This window comes from Acinetobacter sp. LoGeW2-3, assembly GCF_002688565.1.
Taxonomy (GTDB): domain Bacteria; phylum Pseudomonadota; class Gammaproteobacteria; order Pseudomonadales; family Moraxellaceae; genus Acinetobacter.
This window is the reverse complement of sequence record NZ_CP024011.1, coordinates 2,890,193-2,907,006: the sequence shown is the minus strand read 5'-3', so window position 1 is coordinate 2,907,006 and position 16,814 is coordinate 2,890,193. Positions and strand designations below refer to the sequence as shown.

The 16,814-nt window shown below is 41.7% G+C and carries 18 protein-coding genes; 8 read left to right on the top strand and 10 right to left on the bottom strand.

What is annotated here, in order from left to right; genetic code table 11:
- Both rraA and BS636_RS14115 read left to right on the top strand, forming a co-directional pair.
- Positions 1–510: a ribonuclease E activity regulator RraA gene (gene rraA / locus BS636_RS14120; protein ID WP_099339356.1), complete on the top strand. Its 510-nt coding sequence runs from the start codon at positions 1–3 to the stop codon at positions 508–510.
- 110 nt (positions 511–620) lie between these two features.
- Positions 621–1,400, top strand: a complete 780-nt coding sequence (locus BS636_RS14115; protein ID WP_099339355.1) for a glutathione S-transferase N-terminal domain-containing protein — start codon at positions 621–623, stop codon at positions 1,398–1,400.
- A gap of 76 nt (positions 1,401–1,476) precedes the next feature.
- Here BS636_RS14115 and BS636_RS14110 read toward each other — a convergent pair whose 3' ends face one another.
- Positions 1,477–2,646 (bottom strand): cupin domain-containing protein, encoded by a 1,170-nt coding sequence (locus BS636_RS14110; RefSeq protein ID WP_099339354.1) that lies wholly within the window; start codon positions 2,644–2,646, stop codon positions 1,477–1,479.
- Positions 2,647–3,005: 359 nt separating this feature from the next.
- Here BS636_RS14110 and BS636_RS14105 point away from each other — a divergent pair, with 359 nt between their 5' ends.
- On the top strand, positions 3,006–4,295 hold the full coding sequence (locus BS636_RS14105; protein WP_099339353.1) for a BapA/Bap/LapF family prefix-like domain-containing protein: 1,290 nt from the start codon (positions 3,006–3,008) through the stop codon (positions 4,293–4,295).
- A gap of 49 nt (positions 4,296–4,344) precedes the next feature.
- Here BS636_RS14105 and BS636_RS14100 read toward each other — a convergent pair whose 3' ends face one another.
- Entirely contained in the window at positions 4,345–4,938 is a 594-nt protein-coding gene (locus BS636_RS14100; protein ID WP_099339352.1) for a Maf family protein, read from the bottom strand.
- The gene (locus BS636_RS14095; protein ID WP_099339351.1) at positions 4,938–5,321 is read right to left on the bottom strand and encodes a DUF2237 family protein; all 384 of its coding nucleotides are present in this window, start codon (positions 5,319–5,321) and stop codon (positions 4,938–4,940) included. The genes BS636_RS14100 and BS636_RS14095 overlap by 1 nt, the downstream gene beginning before the upstream one ends.
- Positions 5,322–5,461: 140 nt before the next feature.
- Here BS636_RS14095 and BS636_RS14090 point away from each other — a divergent pair, with 140 nt between their 5' ends.
- The 4 genes from BS636_RS14090 (at position 5,462) to BS636_RS14075 (ending at position 9,195) form a co-directional block, all read left to right on the top strand.
- A complete protein-coding gene (locus BS636_RS14090; protein ID WP_099339350.1) occupies positions 5,462–6,649 on the top strand; it encodes a phosphoglycerate kinase in 1,188 nt (395 codons plus the stop codon).
- Positions 6,650–6,814: 165 nt separating this feature from the next.
- Positions 6,815–7,093, top strand: a complete 279-nt coding sequence (locus BS636_RS14085) for a hypothetical protein (RefSeq protein WP_099339349.1) — start codon at positions 6,815–6,817, stop codon at positions 7,091–7,093.
- Between the two features lie 121 nt (positions 7,094–7,214).
- The gene (gene fba / locus BS636_RS14080) at positions 7,215–8,249 is read left to right on the top strand and encodes a class II fructose-bisphosphate aldolase (protein WP_099339348.1); all 1,035 of its coding nucleotides are present in this window, start codon (positions 7,215–7,217) and stop codon (positions 8,247–8,249) included.
- Between the two features lie 91 nt (positions 8,250–8,340).
- Positions 8,341–9,195: a DMT family transporter gene (locus tag BS636_RS14075; protein ID WP_099339347.1), complete on the top strand. Its 855-nt coding sequence runs from the start codon at positions 8,341–8,343 to the stop codon at positions 9,193–9,195.
- Here BS636_RS14075 and BS636_RS16500 read toward each other — a convergent pair.
- Entirely contained in the window at positions 9,164–9,385 is a 222-nt protein-coding gene (locus BS636_RS16500; protein WP_099339346.1) for a hypothetical protein, read from the bottom strand. The genes BS636_RS14075 and BS636_RS16500 overlap by 32 nt on opposite strands.
- 109 nt (positions 9,386–9,494) lie before the next feature.
- Entirely contained in the window at positions 9,495–10,148 is a 654-nt protein-coding gene (gene nfsB / locus BS636_RS14065; protein WP_099339345.1) for an oxygen-insensitive NAD(P)H nitroreductase, read from the bottom strand.
- Positions 10,149–10,393: 245 nt separating this feature from the next.
- Here nfsB and hpaI point away from each other — a divergent pair, with 245 nt between their 5' ends.
- Positions 10,394–11,188, top strand: coding sequence for a 4-hydroxy-2-oxoheptanedioate aldolase (gene hpaI / locus BS636_RS14060; protein ID WP_099339678.1), 795 nt, complete (start codon positions 10,394–10,396; stop codon positions 11,186–11,188).
- A gap of 83 nt (positions 11,189–11,271) precedes the next feature.
- Here hpaI and BS636_RS14055 read toward each other — a convergent pair whose 3' ends face one another.
- From BS636_RS14055 to BS636_RS14035, 5 genes are all read right to left on the bottom strand, one after another.
- Entirely contained in the window at positions 11,272–12,687 is a 1,416-nt protein-coding gene (locus BS636_RS14055) for an LLM class flavin-dependent oxidoreductase (RefSeq protein ID WP_099339344.1), read from the bottom strand.
- Between the two features lie 118 nt (positions 12,688–12,805).
- Positions 12,806–13,963, bottom strand: a complete 1,158-nt coding sequence (locus BS636_RS14050; protein ID WP_099339343.1) for a hypothetical protein — start codon at positions 13,961–13,963, stop codon at positions 12,806–12,808.
- Positions 13,964–14,132: 169 nt separating this feature from the next.
- Complete coding sequence (locus BS636_RS14045) at positions 14,133–15,011, bottom strand: MetQ/NlpA family ABC transporter substrate-binding protein (protein WP_099339342.1); 879 nt, start codon at positions 15,009–15,011, stop codon at positions 14,133–14,135.
- Positions 15,012–15,033: 22 nt separating this feature from the next.
- Positions 15,034–15,723 carry a methionine ABC transporter permease gene (locus BS636_RS14040; protein ID WP_099339341.1) on the bottom strand — a complete coding sequence of 230 codons (690 nt, stop codon included), beginning with the start codon at positions 15,721–15,723 and terminating at the stop codon, positions 15,034–15,036.
- A 10-nt stretch (positions 15,724–15,733) separates the two neighbouring features.
- Positions 15,734–16,765: a methionine ABC transporter ATP-binding protein gene (locus tag BS636_RS14035; protein ID WP_099339340.1), complete on the bottom strand. Its 1,032-nt coding sequence runs from the start codon at positions 16,763–16,765 to the stop codon at positions 15,734–15,736.
- Between the last annotated feature and the right edge of the window lie 49 nt (positions 16,766–16,814).

Here is a 16,814-nt window from a genome sequence, read left to right as displayed (position 1 = left end):
GTGTCCAGCGTACCATTTGTAACTTGTGACTTGCTTGATGACAATCCTGATGAACACCTGCAAGTAGTAACACCATGCCTAGACGGTAAGTTTTTTAAAAGTTATGGTGCACGTAAAAGCTTTGGCGGCCAGATTGTCACAGTAAAATGCTTTGAAGATAATTCCCGCGTTAAAGAATTATTGGCAACAGATGGTACAGGAAAAGTCTTAGTCGTTGATGGCGGTGCTTCGATGCGCTGTGCATTGATGGGTGACCTGATTGCTGAATCTGCGGTGAAGAATCACTGGAATGGCGTGATTATCTACGGCTGTGTACGTGATGTCGATGCGATTGCAGAGCTGGATTTAGGTGTGCACGCTTTAGCTTCGATTCCTCAAAAAAGCAATCGTAAAGGCATTGGTGAAGTCGATGTACCACTTTACTTCGGTGGTGTGACCTTTAAATCAGGTGAATACGTTTATGCCGACAATAACGGCATTGTGCTTTCGCAAGAAAAACTAGTTGATTAAGCAGCTAGCTGTTTAAACTGACAGAACATAATAAAAATCGGCAATACCGTGAAAGTCAGTCAATCTGCATACTTTCACGGTCACTAAAACAAAAACAGGATTACTCTACAATGCTCCCACATCAAATCAAAGTTGCTCAAGCGCTGGCATCTTCATTTACCCAAGGCGGTCGAGGTATGGTGGGTACGCCATTTCCAAATCAGCCTGAAAAGCCAATCAAGCTGTATGAATTTGAAGGTTCGCCATTTTGTCGTCGGGTTCGTGAGGTATTAACCTTACTTAATCTGGATTATGAAGTTTATCCATGTCCTAAAGGTGGTACCAAATACCGGCCGATCGTAAAACAGCTGGGCGGCAAAACTCGCTTTCCATTTTTAATGGATGAAAACACGGGAGATCGGATGTATGAGTCACAAGATATTATTCATCATTTATTTAAGCATTATGGCAAAAATGGCAAGACACCGAGTAAATATGCTCATTATCCTAAAATTCCGGCAGTGGCTCTTGCTGGAACGATTGTAAATGGCGCACGTGGTGTTTGGGTGGATAAGCAGATTATTAATCGTCCAGCACCTGAACAATTATTAGAATTATGGGGCTTTGAAGCGAGCCCGTTTACTCGAGTAGTACGTGCTGTTCTAAGCGAGCTGGAAATACCCTTTATTTTTCATAATGTGGCGAAAGAGCGCTGGCAAGATTATGGACCAGCAAAACTGCGCTTAAAGCCAGGAAAGTATGAGCCCTTAACAGGCGGTAAGCGTGACCAACTATTTAAAATAATGGGAAATAATATTCAGGTCCCTTATCTGGTTGACCCAAATACCAACGTAAAAATGTTCGAATCTAAAGATATTGTGGATTATCTAAAACGTCAGTATGGGGCTTAATTCTTGTCATTTTTGAATTAAAAAAATTGCCTAAGCCATAAATAAAAAGAGGATCGAATGATCCTCTTTTTGGCTCTTATTCTTCTTCCGCAGGTGGAACCAGCATCAGAATCGATTCATTCAGTAGATTCGCTAGATCTTCCAGCATATCTTCATCAGCAAAGTCCAGATCAAGCATGACAGACTCACCATTAGCAATCAGCTTGAGTTTTTCTGTAAAAGCTTCTGAGATACATAGGCCTTCGCCATTGCCCCAGAACAACACTTCGCCGTCTTCTTCAGTATAGAGCAGGCGTGAAGCAGGTTCGAGCATGATGCTATAGCCCTGATCTAATGCTTCTTCCAGATCTCCAGTACCAATTTCCTCAGCTTCAGGAATATTCTCTTCGTACTTCGGTTCGGACATTAGGCTCATGATGGCATCTTCAAGCACATTGGAGTTATGCAGCTGCTCCATGATTTTGCTTTTCAGATATTCAAGCTCATTACCTGTGACTTCACCAGCTGCACTGATTTGATCGCGAATAATATCAGTCAATGGATTACGCAAAACTTCATTTTCAGCAAACTTGTCTCCAACACGGTCCATCATATCGCTGACATTTGGCATACGAAAACCGAAAGAGAAAGTCAGACAGTCATCTTCAGCAACACCGTAGTGAGAAAGCCCTGGTGGAACGTAGAGTAAATCACCGGGTGCAAGAACTTCATCAAAGTTTACTTCCATTTCTGGAAGCAATTTTAATGGTTGACCAGGAACAAACTCAGTTTCTGCATCACACATCTGGCCTAATTGCCAGCGACGGTGACCATTACCTTGTACCAGGAATACATCATAGAAATCGAAATGTTTGCCTACGGAGCCACCTTGAGGTGCATATGACACCATGATGTCATCACGACGCCATTGTGGAATGAATGGGAATTTCTTCCACATTTCCGACAGGTCAAAAGAATAATGATCCACAGCTTGAACCAGTAAGGTCCAGAGCTTAGGCATCTTCTGAAAATCAGCTTTCAATAAAGGTGATGATTTTACTGACCACTGGTTCGAATCACGATCTTTTTGCTTGATCAAACGTGCAGTCACGTTTTCTTCAAGGGCAAGTTCCATCACATCACTTGGTTCAAGCAGACCTGCGATTTCAGGCATGGCATTACGTACGAGGAGAGGTTTTTTTTGCCAATATTCAGCAAGGAATTGTTCAGCGGTAATTCCGCCTAATACATCTAAAGGTTGGGACATAGGATTAACTACAGATAAATTTTGCTTATTGTCCCTTGAGTTATTGAATGACGCAAGAGAGATTCTGAGTAATGAATTTCTAACGATCTAACATTTCATATAAGAACAAGCTTTATCGGTTTTCAAAAAAAGAAAAACGGTTTAAGTGAAAATTTAAAATTTTAGTAAAGTAAGACAGACTTAATTTTTTTAGAAAATTTAATAAACAGAAATAATTATGGATAGATAGGTAAAAGACAGATAATCATCATCAAAATGATAATTACATAACTAAAATAGTGAAAAGCATAGTTTGATTGACAGAAGTATAAAAATGTCACAGTTTTGACAAAGAAAATAAAAATAATATGGATAATAAAATGAAAGAAATTCAAATAATTAATAAAGAGACTAAAGCCATTAAACAGCTCCAAGCAGATACGATCCGACTTGACCAGGGTTCCATAGTGAAAATCAAAGCGTCTAAATCAGATATTGCGCAATTATCACAAGAAGGTACCAATCTGATTGTAGTCTTAAGAAATGGCGAAAAACTGATTATTGAGAATTTTTATCCTTTATATCCTGAAATTTTGCCTTCAAATTTAGTGATCGAGGATAGTAGCGGTACTCTATATTGGTTTGATACGATAACTAAACAATATAAGCAAATTTCGAAAATTGAAGAATTGTATCCATCCTCTTCATTTCTTGGAGAAAACTGGGAGTGGATTACACTTGGTACATTGCTCATTGGTGGACTTGCAAGTGTGGATGGGGGAGAAACAGAGCGTGATGAACCATTAGAACCAGTAGATCCGCCAGTGGAAGTGCCACCAGTAGATCCGCCAGTGGAAGTGCCACCAGTAGACTCACCAGTGGAAGAGCCACCAGTAGACCCACCAGTAGATCCACCAGTGGAAGAGCCACCAGTAGATCCACCAGTGGAAGAGCCACCGGTAGATCCACCAGTGGAAGAGCCACCAGTAGACCCACCAGTGGAAGAGCCACCGGTAAACCCACCAGTGGAAGAGCCACCAGTAGATCCACCAGTGGAAGAGCCACCGGTAGATCCGCCAGTGGAAGTGCCAGAAGTGCCAACAGAACCAACGAATCCAATAGCTCGAGTAGCTCTATTAAGTCTGGTTGAATCAGTTGAAGATGAGGCGAATGATCCAGAAGCTGCAAGTATGTTCAAGGCAGCACAAGAATTAATAGCATATAGTTCTGATGAGCAATTAGGCGTGACTGTAAATGATCATAATGTTATTAGCTCAGAAGTGAACAATGACGTTGTAGAGGCTGAACAGCTTATTAATTTTATTTCTTCAGACTTGGATAGAGATGCACAGGTTTATCAAGTACTAAACACAGCTGATACAATTTCAAATCTAAATAATCAGATGGATCTGTTGTTAGAGGGAGCAGGACAAGAAAGTCATTTGATGGGTATCGAATTTATGCAATCAGATACTGTTTCATTAGCTGAGCTGCTTTCGGATTCTGGCAATATAGACAACATTATTGTGGTGGGAAGTGAAGATAACCAGATTATCATCCAGACCGACATGGAAGAGGCTGCTCAAAATACCGACCCATTCATATGGGAAAATCAGTCTGATCTTATGGCACAACATCTTTTATCTGATCAATCACAAATTATGGGTTGAATGATTAATACTTGCTAAAAAGCAGTCCTAAGACTGCTTTTTTAACTTTTTAAGGAACCAGAATCTCTAGTTCACGCAAAATACTACAGAGCTTGATCATTGGCATACCCATTAAAGTTGTTTGGTCCTGACCAATCATTTCTTCAAACAGACTAATACCTAAGCTTTCGCATTTAAAGCTGCCAGCGCAGTGCAGAGGCTGTTCAATTTCGATATAGCGTTCAATTTCAGCCTGAGACAGCTTGCGGAATTTGACCTTGTAGTGCTCAACCAAAGTCTGCTCAAAGCCAGTCGATTTCTGTTGTACGCTCAGTGCTGTACTGAAATATACAATTTTGTCTGAATTGGCTTGGAGCTGACGAACAGCTTTTTCAGGAGTTAAAGGTTTGCCAATGAAAATATCGGGTGCACCTTCACGCCAAGCCACCTGGTCAGAACCGATTACGATTGCATCCGGGTGTTGTTCAGCTACATGACGGGCTTTTTCAAATGCCAGTCGCTTGGCTAAATCATCCGCATGATTCTCACCTTGCGGTGATTCATCTATGTCCGGGACGATCGATACGTATTCAAGACGTAAACGATTCATCAATTCTTTACGGGTCTGGCTAGAAGAAGCCAGGATGATTTTTGCGGTATTCATTAGACAGCGTATTCTTCTAAAACATGGAGAGGGACATAAGCTAAAACTGCCTTATGGCAAGCTTGTAGCTTAATTGGTGGGGCAAATCCTGCCTCATAGGCTTCCACCCAGCGCGTCACACAGATACACCAAAAATCACCTGGTTGCACCCCAGGAAAACCTACTTCAGGCAATGGCGTGATCAGATCATTCCCAACTTTTTGGGAGAAGTTTAAAAACTCCGAAGTCATCTGTGCACAAACCGTATGTTGGCCAAGGTCGCTTGGAGCGGTGTGGCAGAAGCCATTACGGAAATAGCCGGTGATTGGGTCAAAACAACAGCTCGCCAAAGGCTCGCCCAAAACATTTAAACGGTTAAGATCTGGATCTGGATGTATCGACATGAGTAATGAATCTGATGGATGCTTTTTCCTATCATAACAAAACTTTGGCAATCGTTAGCTTTTCTGCAAAAGATGCTAACCTTTTTCTGCATAATCATTTAAAATCGCCTCGTTTTTAATATCTATAAAGAGAGCTCTAGATGAACTTTCAACGTATGACTGACCTTGATCTAGCGGGTAAACGTGTTCTGATCCGTGAAGATTTAAACGTACCTGTTAAAAATGGTGTGATCACCAGCGATGCGCGTTTACGTGCAGCATTGCCAACAATTAAAGCTGCTGTAGCAAAAGGCGCAGCGGTTATGGTGTATTCACACCTTGGTCGTCCGGTTGAAGGTGAACCTAAAGCTGAACAGTCTCTTGCACCTGTAGCAGCATATTTGACTGAAGCATTGGGTCAAGAAGTAAAACTGTTCACTGATTACCTGGATGGCGTTGAAGTTCAACCTGGTCAAGTGGTTCTACTGGAAAACTGCCGTTTCAATGTCGGTGAAAAGAAAAACAATCCTGAACTTGCAGCAAAATATGCAGCACTTTGCGACGTATTCGTAATGGATGCATTTGGTACTGCGCACCGTGCAGAAGCTTCAACTGAAGGTGTAGCTCGTCTGGCTAAAGTAGCGGCTGCAGGTCCTTTACTGGCAGCTGAGTTAGACGCGCTTGGTCGTGCGTTGAAAACTCCAGAAAAACCAATGGTTGCGATCGTTGCAGGTTCTAAGGTTTCAACTAAACTAGACGTTTTAACTTCACTGTCTGACATCTGCGATCAGTTGATCGTAGGTGGTGGTATTGCGAATACTTTCCTTGCAGCTGCTGGCTACAACGTAGGTAAATCACTGTGTGAAAATGACCTGATTGATACAGCGAAAGCCATCGCAGCAAAAGTATCTGTACCACTTCCAACTGACGTAGTTGTTGCTGATGCTTCTGAAATCAATTTTGATGACTTCCTGGGTTCATTAGCTGCTGCAAAAGCAACTGTGAAAAAAGTTGAAGATGTTGCTGATAACGACATGATTCTGGACGTTGGTCCAGAAACTGCAAAAGCATTTGCCGAGATTCTGAAAACATCTAAAACGATTCTTTGGAATGGCCCAGTGGGTGTATTTGAAGTAGATCAGTTTGGTGAAGGTACTAAAGCACTGTCTTTAGCAATTGCTGAATCTGCAGGTTTCTCTATCGCAGGCGGTGGTGATACTTTGGCTGCAATCGATAAATACGAAGTGGCTGACAAAATTGGCTACATTTCTACAGGTGGTGGCGCATTCCTTGAATTTGTTGAAGGTAAAACACTTCCTGCAGTTGCAGTACTTTTAGAACGTGCTTAATCACATTCTCCTGAAGTAAATGCTTCTAGCGAAAAAGCCGGTTTGATACCGGCTTTTTTTTATTCTCATTTTTACTCTCAAAAGTCATTCATAAAGTCGTCATCAAACTGCAATACAACAGTCATAGCATATTCGCCATAAACAGATAGATGATGAGAGCAGAGTATGATGAAACAGCTGAGTATTGGTGTGTTGTTGATAGCATCTGTAGCATTAACGGCTTGTGCCAAAAAAGACAATACAACAGAAAATACAACTGAGGCTTCAGCAGCAGTAGCAGAAGAGCAGATCAGTCCTGAACAACAAGCAGCCATTAATGCTATCGATAAGCCGATTCTGGATGAGAAAAATACTGATGTGCCTGCCGAAGTGGCAAATATGCCAGCAGGTAAGGCGACATCAGAAACTACAGATGCTGAAAGTTCAGCAGCTGCTGCTAAATAAACGGCTACGTCAAGTCCTAAAATCCCTGCAAAAGCAGGGATTTTTTATCAATTTATGTGTTTTCTTGCTGAATTGAATACAGTTCGCATGTAGAATATGTCGCATTACCTGGGAGGACATTATGGCTCTTATTTCATTGCGCCAGCTCTTGGATCACGCCGGCGAACATGCTTACGGCGTACCAGCATTCAATGTAAACAACTTAGAACAAATGCGTGCCATTATGTTGGCGGCAGACCAAACAAATTCACCTGTAATCGTACAGGCATCTGCGGGTGCACGTAAGTACGCAGGTGCACCGTTCCTGCGTCACCTGATTTTGGCAGCAATCGAAGAATGGCCACACATTCCAGTGGTAATGCACCAAGACCACGGTACGAGCCCTGATGTATGTCAACGTTCTATCCAGTTAGGCTTCTCATCAGTCATGATGGATGGTTCTTTGGGTGAAGACGGTAAAACACCAACTTCATATGAATACAACGTAGACGTCACTCGTCGTACGGTACAAATGGCGCATGCGTGTGGTGTGTCTGTTGAAGGTGAAATCGGTTGCCTGGGTAGCCTTGAAACTGGTATGGCGGGTGAAGAAGATGGCGTAGGCGCTGAAGGCGTTCTTGATCATTCTCAGCTTTTAACTTCAGTTGAAGAAGCACGTCAATTCGTTGCTGATACCAATGTTGATGCTTTAGCGATTGCGGTTGGTACTTCACACGGTGCGTACAAATTCACGCGTCCACCTACAGGTGATATTCTTGCAATTGACCGCATTAAGGAAATTCATGAAGCATTGCCAAACACTCACCTTGTAATGCACGGTTCAAGCTCTGTGCCACAAGAATGGCTAGCTGTAATTAACCAGTATGGCGGCGACATCAAAGAAACTTATGGTGTTCCTGTTGAGCAACTGGTTGAAGCAATCAAGCACGGTGTACGTAAAATCAATATCGATACTGACTTGCGTCTGGCTTCTACTGGTGCAATGCGTCGTATGATGGCTGAAAAACCAAGTGAATTCGATCCACGTAAATTCTTCGCTGCAACAATCGAAGCAATGAAGCAAATCTGTGTAGATCGTTACGAAGCATTTGGTACAGCGGGTAATGCTGACAAGATTCGTCCAATCTCATTGGAAAAAATGGTTTCTCGCTACTAATTGCTAGCCTGAAATCAAGCTTGAAAGCCCACAATATCTTGTGGGCTTTTTTGTATTAAAATAAAGCACTTAAGATAATGATGAGTAAACAATGGAACTGATATTTGCAGCTGCACTATGCAGCGTCATGGTCTCAATTTTGCTGAAAGTAGGAAAGAATAAGGGGCTTAACCCGATTCATCTGATTGCCTGGAACTATGCTACAGCAAGTATTCTTTGCTATTTCTGGTTTAAACCGGATCTGGCACATGTATCTATCATTCATACGCCATGGTTACTGATTATTGCCTTAGGCATCTTACTTCCGAGTGTTTTTCTTTTGCTGGCTCGAGCATTGCAAACTGCTGGTATTTTAAAGACTGAAATTGCCCAGCGATTATCCGTAGTGCTATCTCTCGCTGCGGCTTATTTCATATTTCAGGAACAGTTTAGCCAGCTGAAACTGATCGGGATTGGTCTTGGGATTACTGCGGTGGTCTGTATCCTGTTATCCAATCGAAATGATACAGGATCGGGAACACAAGGCATGATGTATCTGGGACTGGTCTGGGTCGGTTATGCACTGATTGATGTGTTATTGAAATATACCACCAGTCTAGGACTACAGTTCGCTGTCACGCTGAACCTGATGTTTATCTGTGCCTTTATTTTATCAATGGCCTATCTGTTGGTTAAATATAATCATCTGGGTGATCTTAAGCATATTATTGCTGGTTTGGCATTAGGTGGACTGAACTTCGCCAATATTGCCTTTTATGTAAAAGCCCATATGCTGTTGAAGGATACACCAGCGATTGTCTTTGCTGGGATGAATATTCTTGTAGTGGTGTTTGGTGTGCTTGCAGGCCTGATCTTCTTTAAAGAGCGCTTAAAACCTGCAAGCGGTATCGGATTGGTACTGGGACTTACCAGTGTTATTTGCTTAGCCTATGCCATGTCTGCTTGACATAGCTACTGGCATAATCCAGTGGCAAGCGAATCAGATCTTCCTTTTCAGCCAGGCCCAAGAGCAGGCCAGCTTGCCTACAGTGTGGACAATGTGGATACCGATGCTGCTCATGCTTATATTGATGTAAATAGATTTTATCGCAGTGTTTGCATTCAAATTTCATAGGTCTGGATGGAAGAACCAACATGGATACCTCTATTTTTTATTCTGAATTATGATTGTTTTTTAGTTAAGCAAAAATTAGGCCCATAATGACAAGTAAAGGGGCTTTGCGCCCCTTTTATAACATAAAAATCTTACAGTTTGGTGAAAACATCCTCAGCTTTCAGACGAGATTTTGGCAATTTAGCATTGAAATCATTTTCACTGCGATAACCAAAAGTCATAATCACGGATGGAATCAGGCCTCGTTCCTTAAGCTTCAATTCTTCAGTAATAATTTCTTCATCAAAGCCACCAATTGGTGTGGCATCGACACCTTCGATTCCTGCTGCAAGTAGCATTTGACCGAGTGCAATAAAGGTCTGATTTTCAGCCCAGCGCTGAATATCACCTTTTTCATTACGGTAATATTCGACATAGCCAGTACGGGTATTACGCTGTGCTTCTTTGGCGGTTTCATCTTTAAAGCGCCCTAGTACATCATCACGTTGCAAAAGATTATCTAAATGCTGGTCAGTAATGTCAGCTTTGGTGCAGAAAAGAATCGTATGCGAAGAATCCAATACTTTTGGTGCATTGTAGGCATATGTACCTACTAAAGCTTTGGCAATGCGCACTTTGGCATCTGCGTTATCTGCAATAAAGAAGTGCCATGGTTGAATATTAATAGAAGAAGGAGCCAGGCGGAGAATCTCAGTCAAACGATCAAACTGTTCCTGTGGAATTTTCTTAGATGGATCGTAAGCTTTTGTAGTATAACGAGATTCAGATACCTTGAGTAAATTCATAACTGGACTCCATTCGTTTTTGTTCATCTTAAATTAGGTGGAATGCAGTAAAATCATACTGCAAGTGAAGTGGAATATTATAATAAATTTCCTTCAGGCAAAGCATAAGTTTCGTAGATACATAGCATTTATAACGTAATAACTTAGAGCTTTGGCTAATGATAAAAGAGCTTTTCACTATTGGCACTTTTTGCCAATAGGGGTTTAATAACGCTATAAGCAATGACATGCAAGCGAGCGGGCGTATGCAATACACCAATTACTTCAAAAGAAAACTCAAGACCGGACAGCAAATTGGGCTTTGGGTCGGTCTGGCAGATGCTTACGGTACAGAAATTGCCGCCAATGCCGGTTATGACTGGTTGCTGATTGATGGTGAACATGCTCCAAGTGATTTAAGAACCACCTTGTCGCAATTACAGAGTATTGCTGCTTATCCATCGCAGGCGGTGGTGCGTCCACCGATTGGCAGTGTGCAGCTCATCAAGCAGCTCTTGGATATTGGTGCACAAAGTCTATTGATTCCAATGGTGGAAACAGTCGAGCAAGCTGAACTGATGGTGAAAGCAGTTCGTTATCCACCGGAAGGAATTCGGGGAGTCGGCGCTGCATTAGCACGTGCGACACGCTGGAATAGCATTCCAAACTATTATCAAACTGCCCATGAAGATATCTGCCTGTTAATTCAGATTGAATCGGTAAAAGGTTTGGAAAATCTGGATGACATCCTAAAAATTGACGGTATTGATGGTGTCTTTATTGGCGCGGTCGATCTATCTGCAACCATGGGTTATGAAGGTAATCCAAATCATCCAGAAGTTCAAAAAGCAGTCATGGATGCGATTCAGCGGATTCGTGCTGCTGGTAAAGCTGCAGGGATTTTGTCAACTCAACATGAAGCTACTCAGAAATATCTTGATCTCGGTACTGAGTTTGTTGCAGTCGGTGTAGATACCAGTGTCCTGATGAACTCTTTACGTGAACTGCTGTCTAAATATAAGCAAGGTACTGAAGTGGTGAAATCCGAAGGTGGTTATTAATTCTACTCAGTGTTTTCTAAAAATAATAAAGGCAACTAATTACAGTTGCCTTTTTCTTTACCTGATTTTCATCAATAAGTGAATTAAACCACTTCAGCAATCAGCTCAGCTGTTTGTACAGATTCAGCTTGACTCGCTTTATAACGGTATTGCGCTGCACGGTGAGTATCTGGCAGGCGTGGACCTTGACCAAACAGTTTTTCACGTAGTGTCCCTTCACGGTATTCAGTTTGGTAAACACCACGACGTTGTAGTTCTGGAATCACGTATTCCACGATGTCTTCAAAGCTCTTATGCGCCAGGATATAAGCCAGGTTAAAGCCATCAATCCCAGTGACTTCAATCCATTCCTGAAGTTTATCGGCTACAGTGCTTGGTGAACCAACGATCACTGGTCCATTGCCGCCCACGCTGGTCCATTTCGCTACTTCCTCAATGGTCCAGATCTTGTTGGGATCAGCTTGGACATAAGATTCCAGCATGGATTGAATCGCATTGGTCTGGATGTATTCCACTTTATCCGTTGGTTTGAACTGAGAAAAGTCAACGCCTGACCAGCCCGAAGCCAGGGTTAGTCCACCATCATAGCTGCCATATTGCTGATATTCACGGAACTTCGCCTGCGCTTTTTCATCGGTTTCATCCACCACGATAGCCAGCATGGTGTAGATCAGCACAGAGTTTGGATCTTTACCTTCCTGAACCAGATTATGACGTACACCTTCTGCCAGTTTTTTCACAGCAATCTGGGTCGGTGCTGAGATAAAGACACACTCCGCATTCTGGCTGGCAAACTTCTGACCACGTTTTGATGCGCCAGCCTGATATAACACAGGGGTACGTTGTGGCGATGGCTCACAAATATGAATCCCCGGTACGCTAAAGTATTGGCCTTCGTGATTGATTGGATGCACTTTGGTGTGATCCGCAAAGATGCCGCGCTCTTTATCACGTAACACAGCATCATCTTCCCATGAACCTTCCCAAAGTTTATATAGCACTTCCAGATATTCATCGGCGATGTCATAACGATTGTCATGGCTGACCTGAGTTTTGAGGCCGAGGTTTTTTGAACCGCTTTCCAGATAGGAAGTCACGATATTCCAGCCAGCACGACCTTTGGTTAGGTGATCCAGCGTACTCATGCGACGAGCAAATGGATAGGGATGTTCAAAAGAAATGGAAGTAGTGACGCCAAATCCCAGATGCTTGGTCACGGCTGCCATAGCAGGCACGATTTGTAGTGGATCATTGACTGGAACCTGTACTGCACCGGTCAAGGCATGCTCAGCTGAACCATGATACACATCATAAATGCCCAATACATCGGCAATAAAAATACCGTCAAATTTGCCTTTTTCCAGAATTTTCGCCAGATCTGTCCAGTATTCTAGATCTTTATATTCTGTGGATCGATCCAGGGGATGACGCCATAAGCCCGGTGATTGGTGGGTGATACAGTTCATTTCAAAGGCATTGAATCGGATTTGTTTGGTCATAATATTCTACGAGTGTTACAAGTTTTCTTTATCTTAATTAATTTGGTCTGAGATGATTAATAATAAAAATCTCAAACCATAGCAGATTAGATTTATATGAAAATAAAAGATTTAGTTATTAAAAGTAATAGCCAAGAGAAAGGAATAACTTATTATTCCATTCATTACTTGATCCTTTGCTATAGCCATCTGCTACGCCAAAAGCTGTATCATTTCGAGTGCTGATATATTCTAGATAAAACTGTAGATTGTCTTTATATTTAGTATAAACACCATTAATTAAACGTTCAGAATCTTGATATCCTTTTTCATCTTTAAAATAACGAGAGTAGTTGGAATAAAGTAATGGTTGGCTCCAGTTATTAAATGAATATGGAAGTGTATAATTCACTTCAGTAGAAAGGAAATTACCTTTATTGGCTACGTTATAATAACCGTCAAAGAAACCAAATGTAGATTCTTTGCTAATTAGGTCATCCTTGTTATTGATATCCTGGCCACCATAAATGATATTGAAGTTTAAATTATCGACTTTGGTTTTATAAAATGCTGTCCAGACCTGACGCTCACCCGTCTGATGGGTTTTAAGATTATCCAGTTCTGTATATAAATAAGATGAACCCAAAGTACTTTGGATATCCTGATGACCGATCTGATGCTGGAAGGTTTTATCGACTTTTAGTGCAATCGAATTTTTTTCTTCCAGTTGGGTCGTATTTTCTGCACTTGGTTCAGCTGTTAAATTGCTCGAATAATGGGAAGAATTTTTACTTTTACCTGTATGGCTGCCTGCACCCGCAAAAAAATAGGCTAAATTAAAATTAAAGTTTTCAGGCTGATATTGGTAACTCAGCCCCCAATTATTAACCTCTTCTAAACCTAATTGATAAAGCTGGGTTAAATTATAAGTACTGCTGTAATATCGGCTTAAACCAATAGGCACAGGCTGAAGACCAGCGGTGATTTTATGTTCCGGTGTCGGGTTATAAGCGAGCCACGCATTCACTGGAAAATGGATGCCTGCAAGCTTGTCATGGGCTTCATATACACGATAATCCAAATGACCGGAAACTTTGTCCTTTTGATAATTTAACCATAATACTGCATCACTAAAATCAATTTTATTACCACTGTCTTCAAGATAATCATTGTGTGTATATTGAAAACGAATTGTTCCGCTGACATCTAGATTTTTTTCAGTATTCTCTGTTTCTGCAAAAACTAGAGGAGAAAATAAACTTAGAATAGAGGCTGAAATAAATAATGGTTTAAACATGTTAATAAACTTGATGATTAAAAAGGATGAGTGGATTATATGGGGTGGATTTAAAAATAGAATAATTAATACTTGATAAATAAAGTAAAAAATGAGATATAAAATTTTAAAAAATTAAAAAGGAGAATGTGAAAACTCTCCTTTTTAATAATAAATGGATTGATTTAAATTAATCTTTAGAGACCGGAGTTAAAATACCTTTAACATTTAAATCATCTGTGGTTTTTAAATATTCTTCAACGCGAGGATCAGCGAATACTTGTTGCAGTTTCTGAATATTTGCTTCATTTTGACGATTTTCAGCAACGACCAAGCGACTAGCAAAAGTACGTGGGGCAGCAGGGAATAAAATACCTTTGCTACGTGGAACTTTACCTGCATCAAACTGAGCCACATAACCAATAGCAGCATCGACTGAATCTAGCGTACGTGCCATCGACAGAAGTTCGATTTCGATAAACTTGAATTCATGTGGATTCTTCTTGATGTCTTTCAACTTGGCAGTACGTGGTTCAATGGCTGAATCAAGCTCAATAAAACCTTCACGCTGTAATAACCATAACGCTTGGGCCTGATTGGCCAAGTCATTTGGTACAGCAAAAGTTGCTCCTTTAGGTAGATCCTGAACCTGTTTATAGCGATCTGAGTAAATACCGAATGCCCACTGGTAGATTTCTGTAGTTGGAACCAGTTTAAAACCATTTGCTTCGGATACCTGTTTAAGCCACCACTGGTGTTGATAAATGGTGCCATCAAATTCACCATCATTCACAGCACGGTTGGCTTGTACCGGATCTTGTACCCCTACGGCTTCGAGTTGGATACCATAGTCTGGGGCAATATGCGTATTAGCATACTCAATCAAACTTTTTTCTCCAATCATGGTGGGTTCATAGTGCACTTTCAGGACATTGCTTTCAGCTTTGGCTTGTGATGCTGACGACTGCTTTTTACTCATTAATACGCCTGTGATGACGACCACCACGATCAGGCCTATAATCCAGGGTAGTTTAGATTTTTTCTTGATTTCAAATTGAGTTTGACTCATAGCATTCTCGTTGATGTTTTCTTTAAGCGTGTTTAAGAAGTCGATTACGGATCTGGTTGCCGATGAATTGCACGACCTGAATGGTCACGATCAAAGTCACAATGGTGGCAATCATGATGTGATGATCAAAACGTTGATAGCCATACAGCACAGCTAAATAACCAATACCACCCGCACCAATTGTTCCAGCAATGGCTGAGTATTCGATCATGGCGATCAGATTTAAGGTGATGGCAGCTACCAGGCTTGGTAAAGCTTCCTTGATCTGGACCTCATAGATAATCTGTAAATTGGTTCCGCCAGACACTCGTCCGACCGAGGTCATTTCGGGTGCTAAGTCATTGAGTGCACCTTCTACCAGACGGGCAAAAAAAGGAATGCCGGCAATGGTCATCGGCACAACTGCAGCTGCAATACCGATAGTGGTTCCTGTTAGCCATTTGGTAAATGGAATAATCGCTGCCATCAGCACCAGAAAGGGTAATGAGCGACCGACATTCACGATTGAACTCAAGCTTAGATAGAGCTTGGAATTTGGAAACAGGCCGCGCTGTGAGCTGTTAAATAACAGGACGCCAATGATGCCGCCAATGGCAATGACCATAACCATGACAATACTGACCATGGTCCATGTTTCCAGATAGGCTGGCAGTACCATGGCTGGAATTTCTGCCCATGGTGTGTTCTTGTCTAATACGATATCTGTAGACATGGTTTACCTTTTATGCGGCTTGTTGCTGTTGTTTGGATGTAGTGGCATTTAGATATTGATACTGGATCTGCCATTGATCCAAATAGGTTTGAAGCTGTTGCTGGTACTGCTGGAAAATATCTTGGTGCAGACTAAGAATGACTTTGCCAACCGTATAGTTATTTACATTTTCCACGACAGAAGCATGGACATCGAATACCAGTCCTAAATCTGCAGCCAGTTGGCTTAACCAGTTCAGTGGTGTGTCGTGTAATGAAGAATAAGTGCACTGTAGCAACTGGTGATCTTTGGGAAGCTGTTCTGGTAGCTCAATTGGCAATAGTTTTTGACCAATGCTGGACGCGGGATCTAGAATCAGTTCGATGACTGAACCTTGTTCCTGAATCTCACCATGTGAAAGCACGGTTACTTCATCCGCAATACGACGAACCACATCCATTTCATGGGTAATCAGTACTACTGAAAGGCCTAGCTGATCACGTAGTTCAGTTAATAGCTTGAGAATAGATGTTGTACTGTCGGGATCCAGTCCAGATGTTGCTTCATCAGCAATCACAATATTGGGTTGTAATGCCAAAGCACGGGCGATACCGACGCGTTGTTGCTGACCACCTGATAATTGTGAGGGATAATGGTTGGCACGGTCTGCAAGACCGACATTTTTTAATAAATAATTCACCCGTTCTTCGATCTGATGATCGACCACGCCAAGGAATTGCAGCGGCAAGGCAATGTTTTCAGCAGCAGTACGGCGTTGCAACAGGGCAGAGGACTGGAACACCAGACCAATTTTCTGGCGTTGTTGACGTAATTCTTCTGCATTTAGCTGATTCAGGTGAATGCCATCCAAAATCAGATCACCTGAACTAGGCTGTTCCAGCAGGCTCAGACATTTTGAAAGCGTGGATTTACCAGAGCCACTTGGACCAACAATTGCCGTGATTTTTGCTTTGGCAATTTGGATATTAATATTTTTTAAGACTTGAGCTTCTGTGCCATCCTTCAGCGGATAGCTTTTGTAAAGATTACGGATTTCAAACATGACCTGTACCCACAGAATTTGGGGTTTGAAATGTACGTTAAAAAAAACC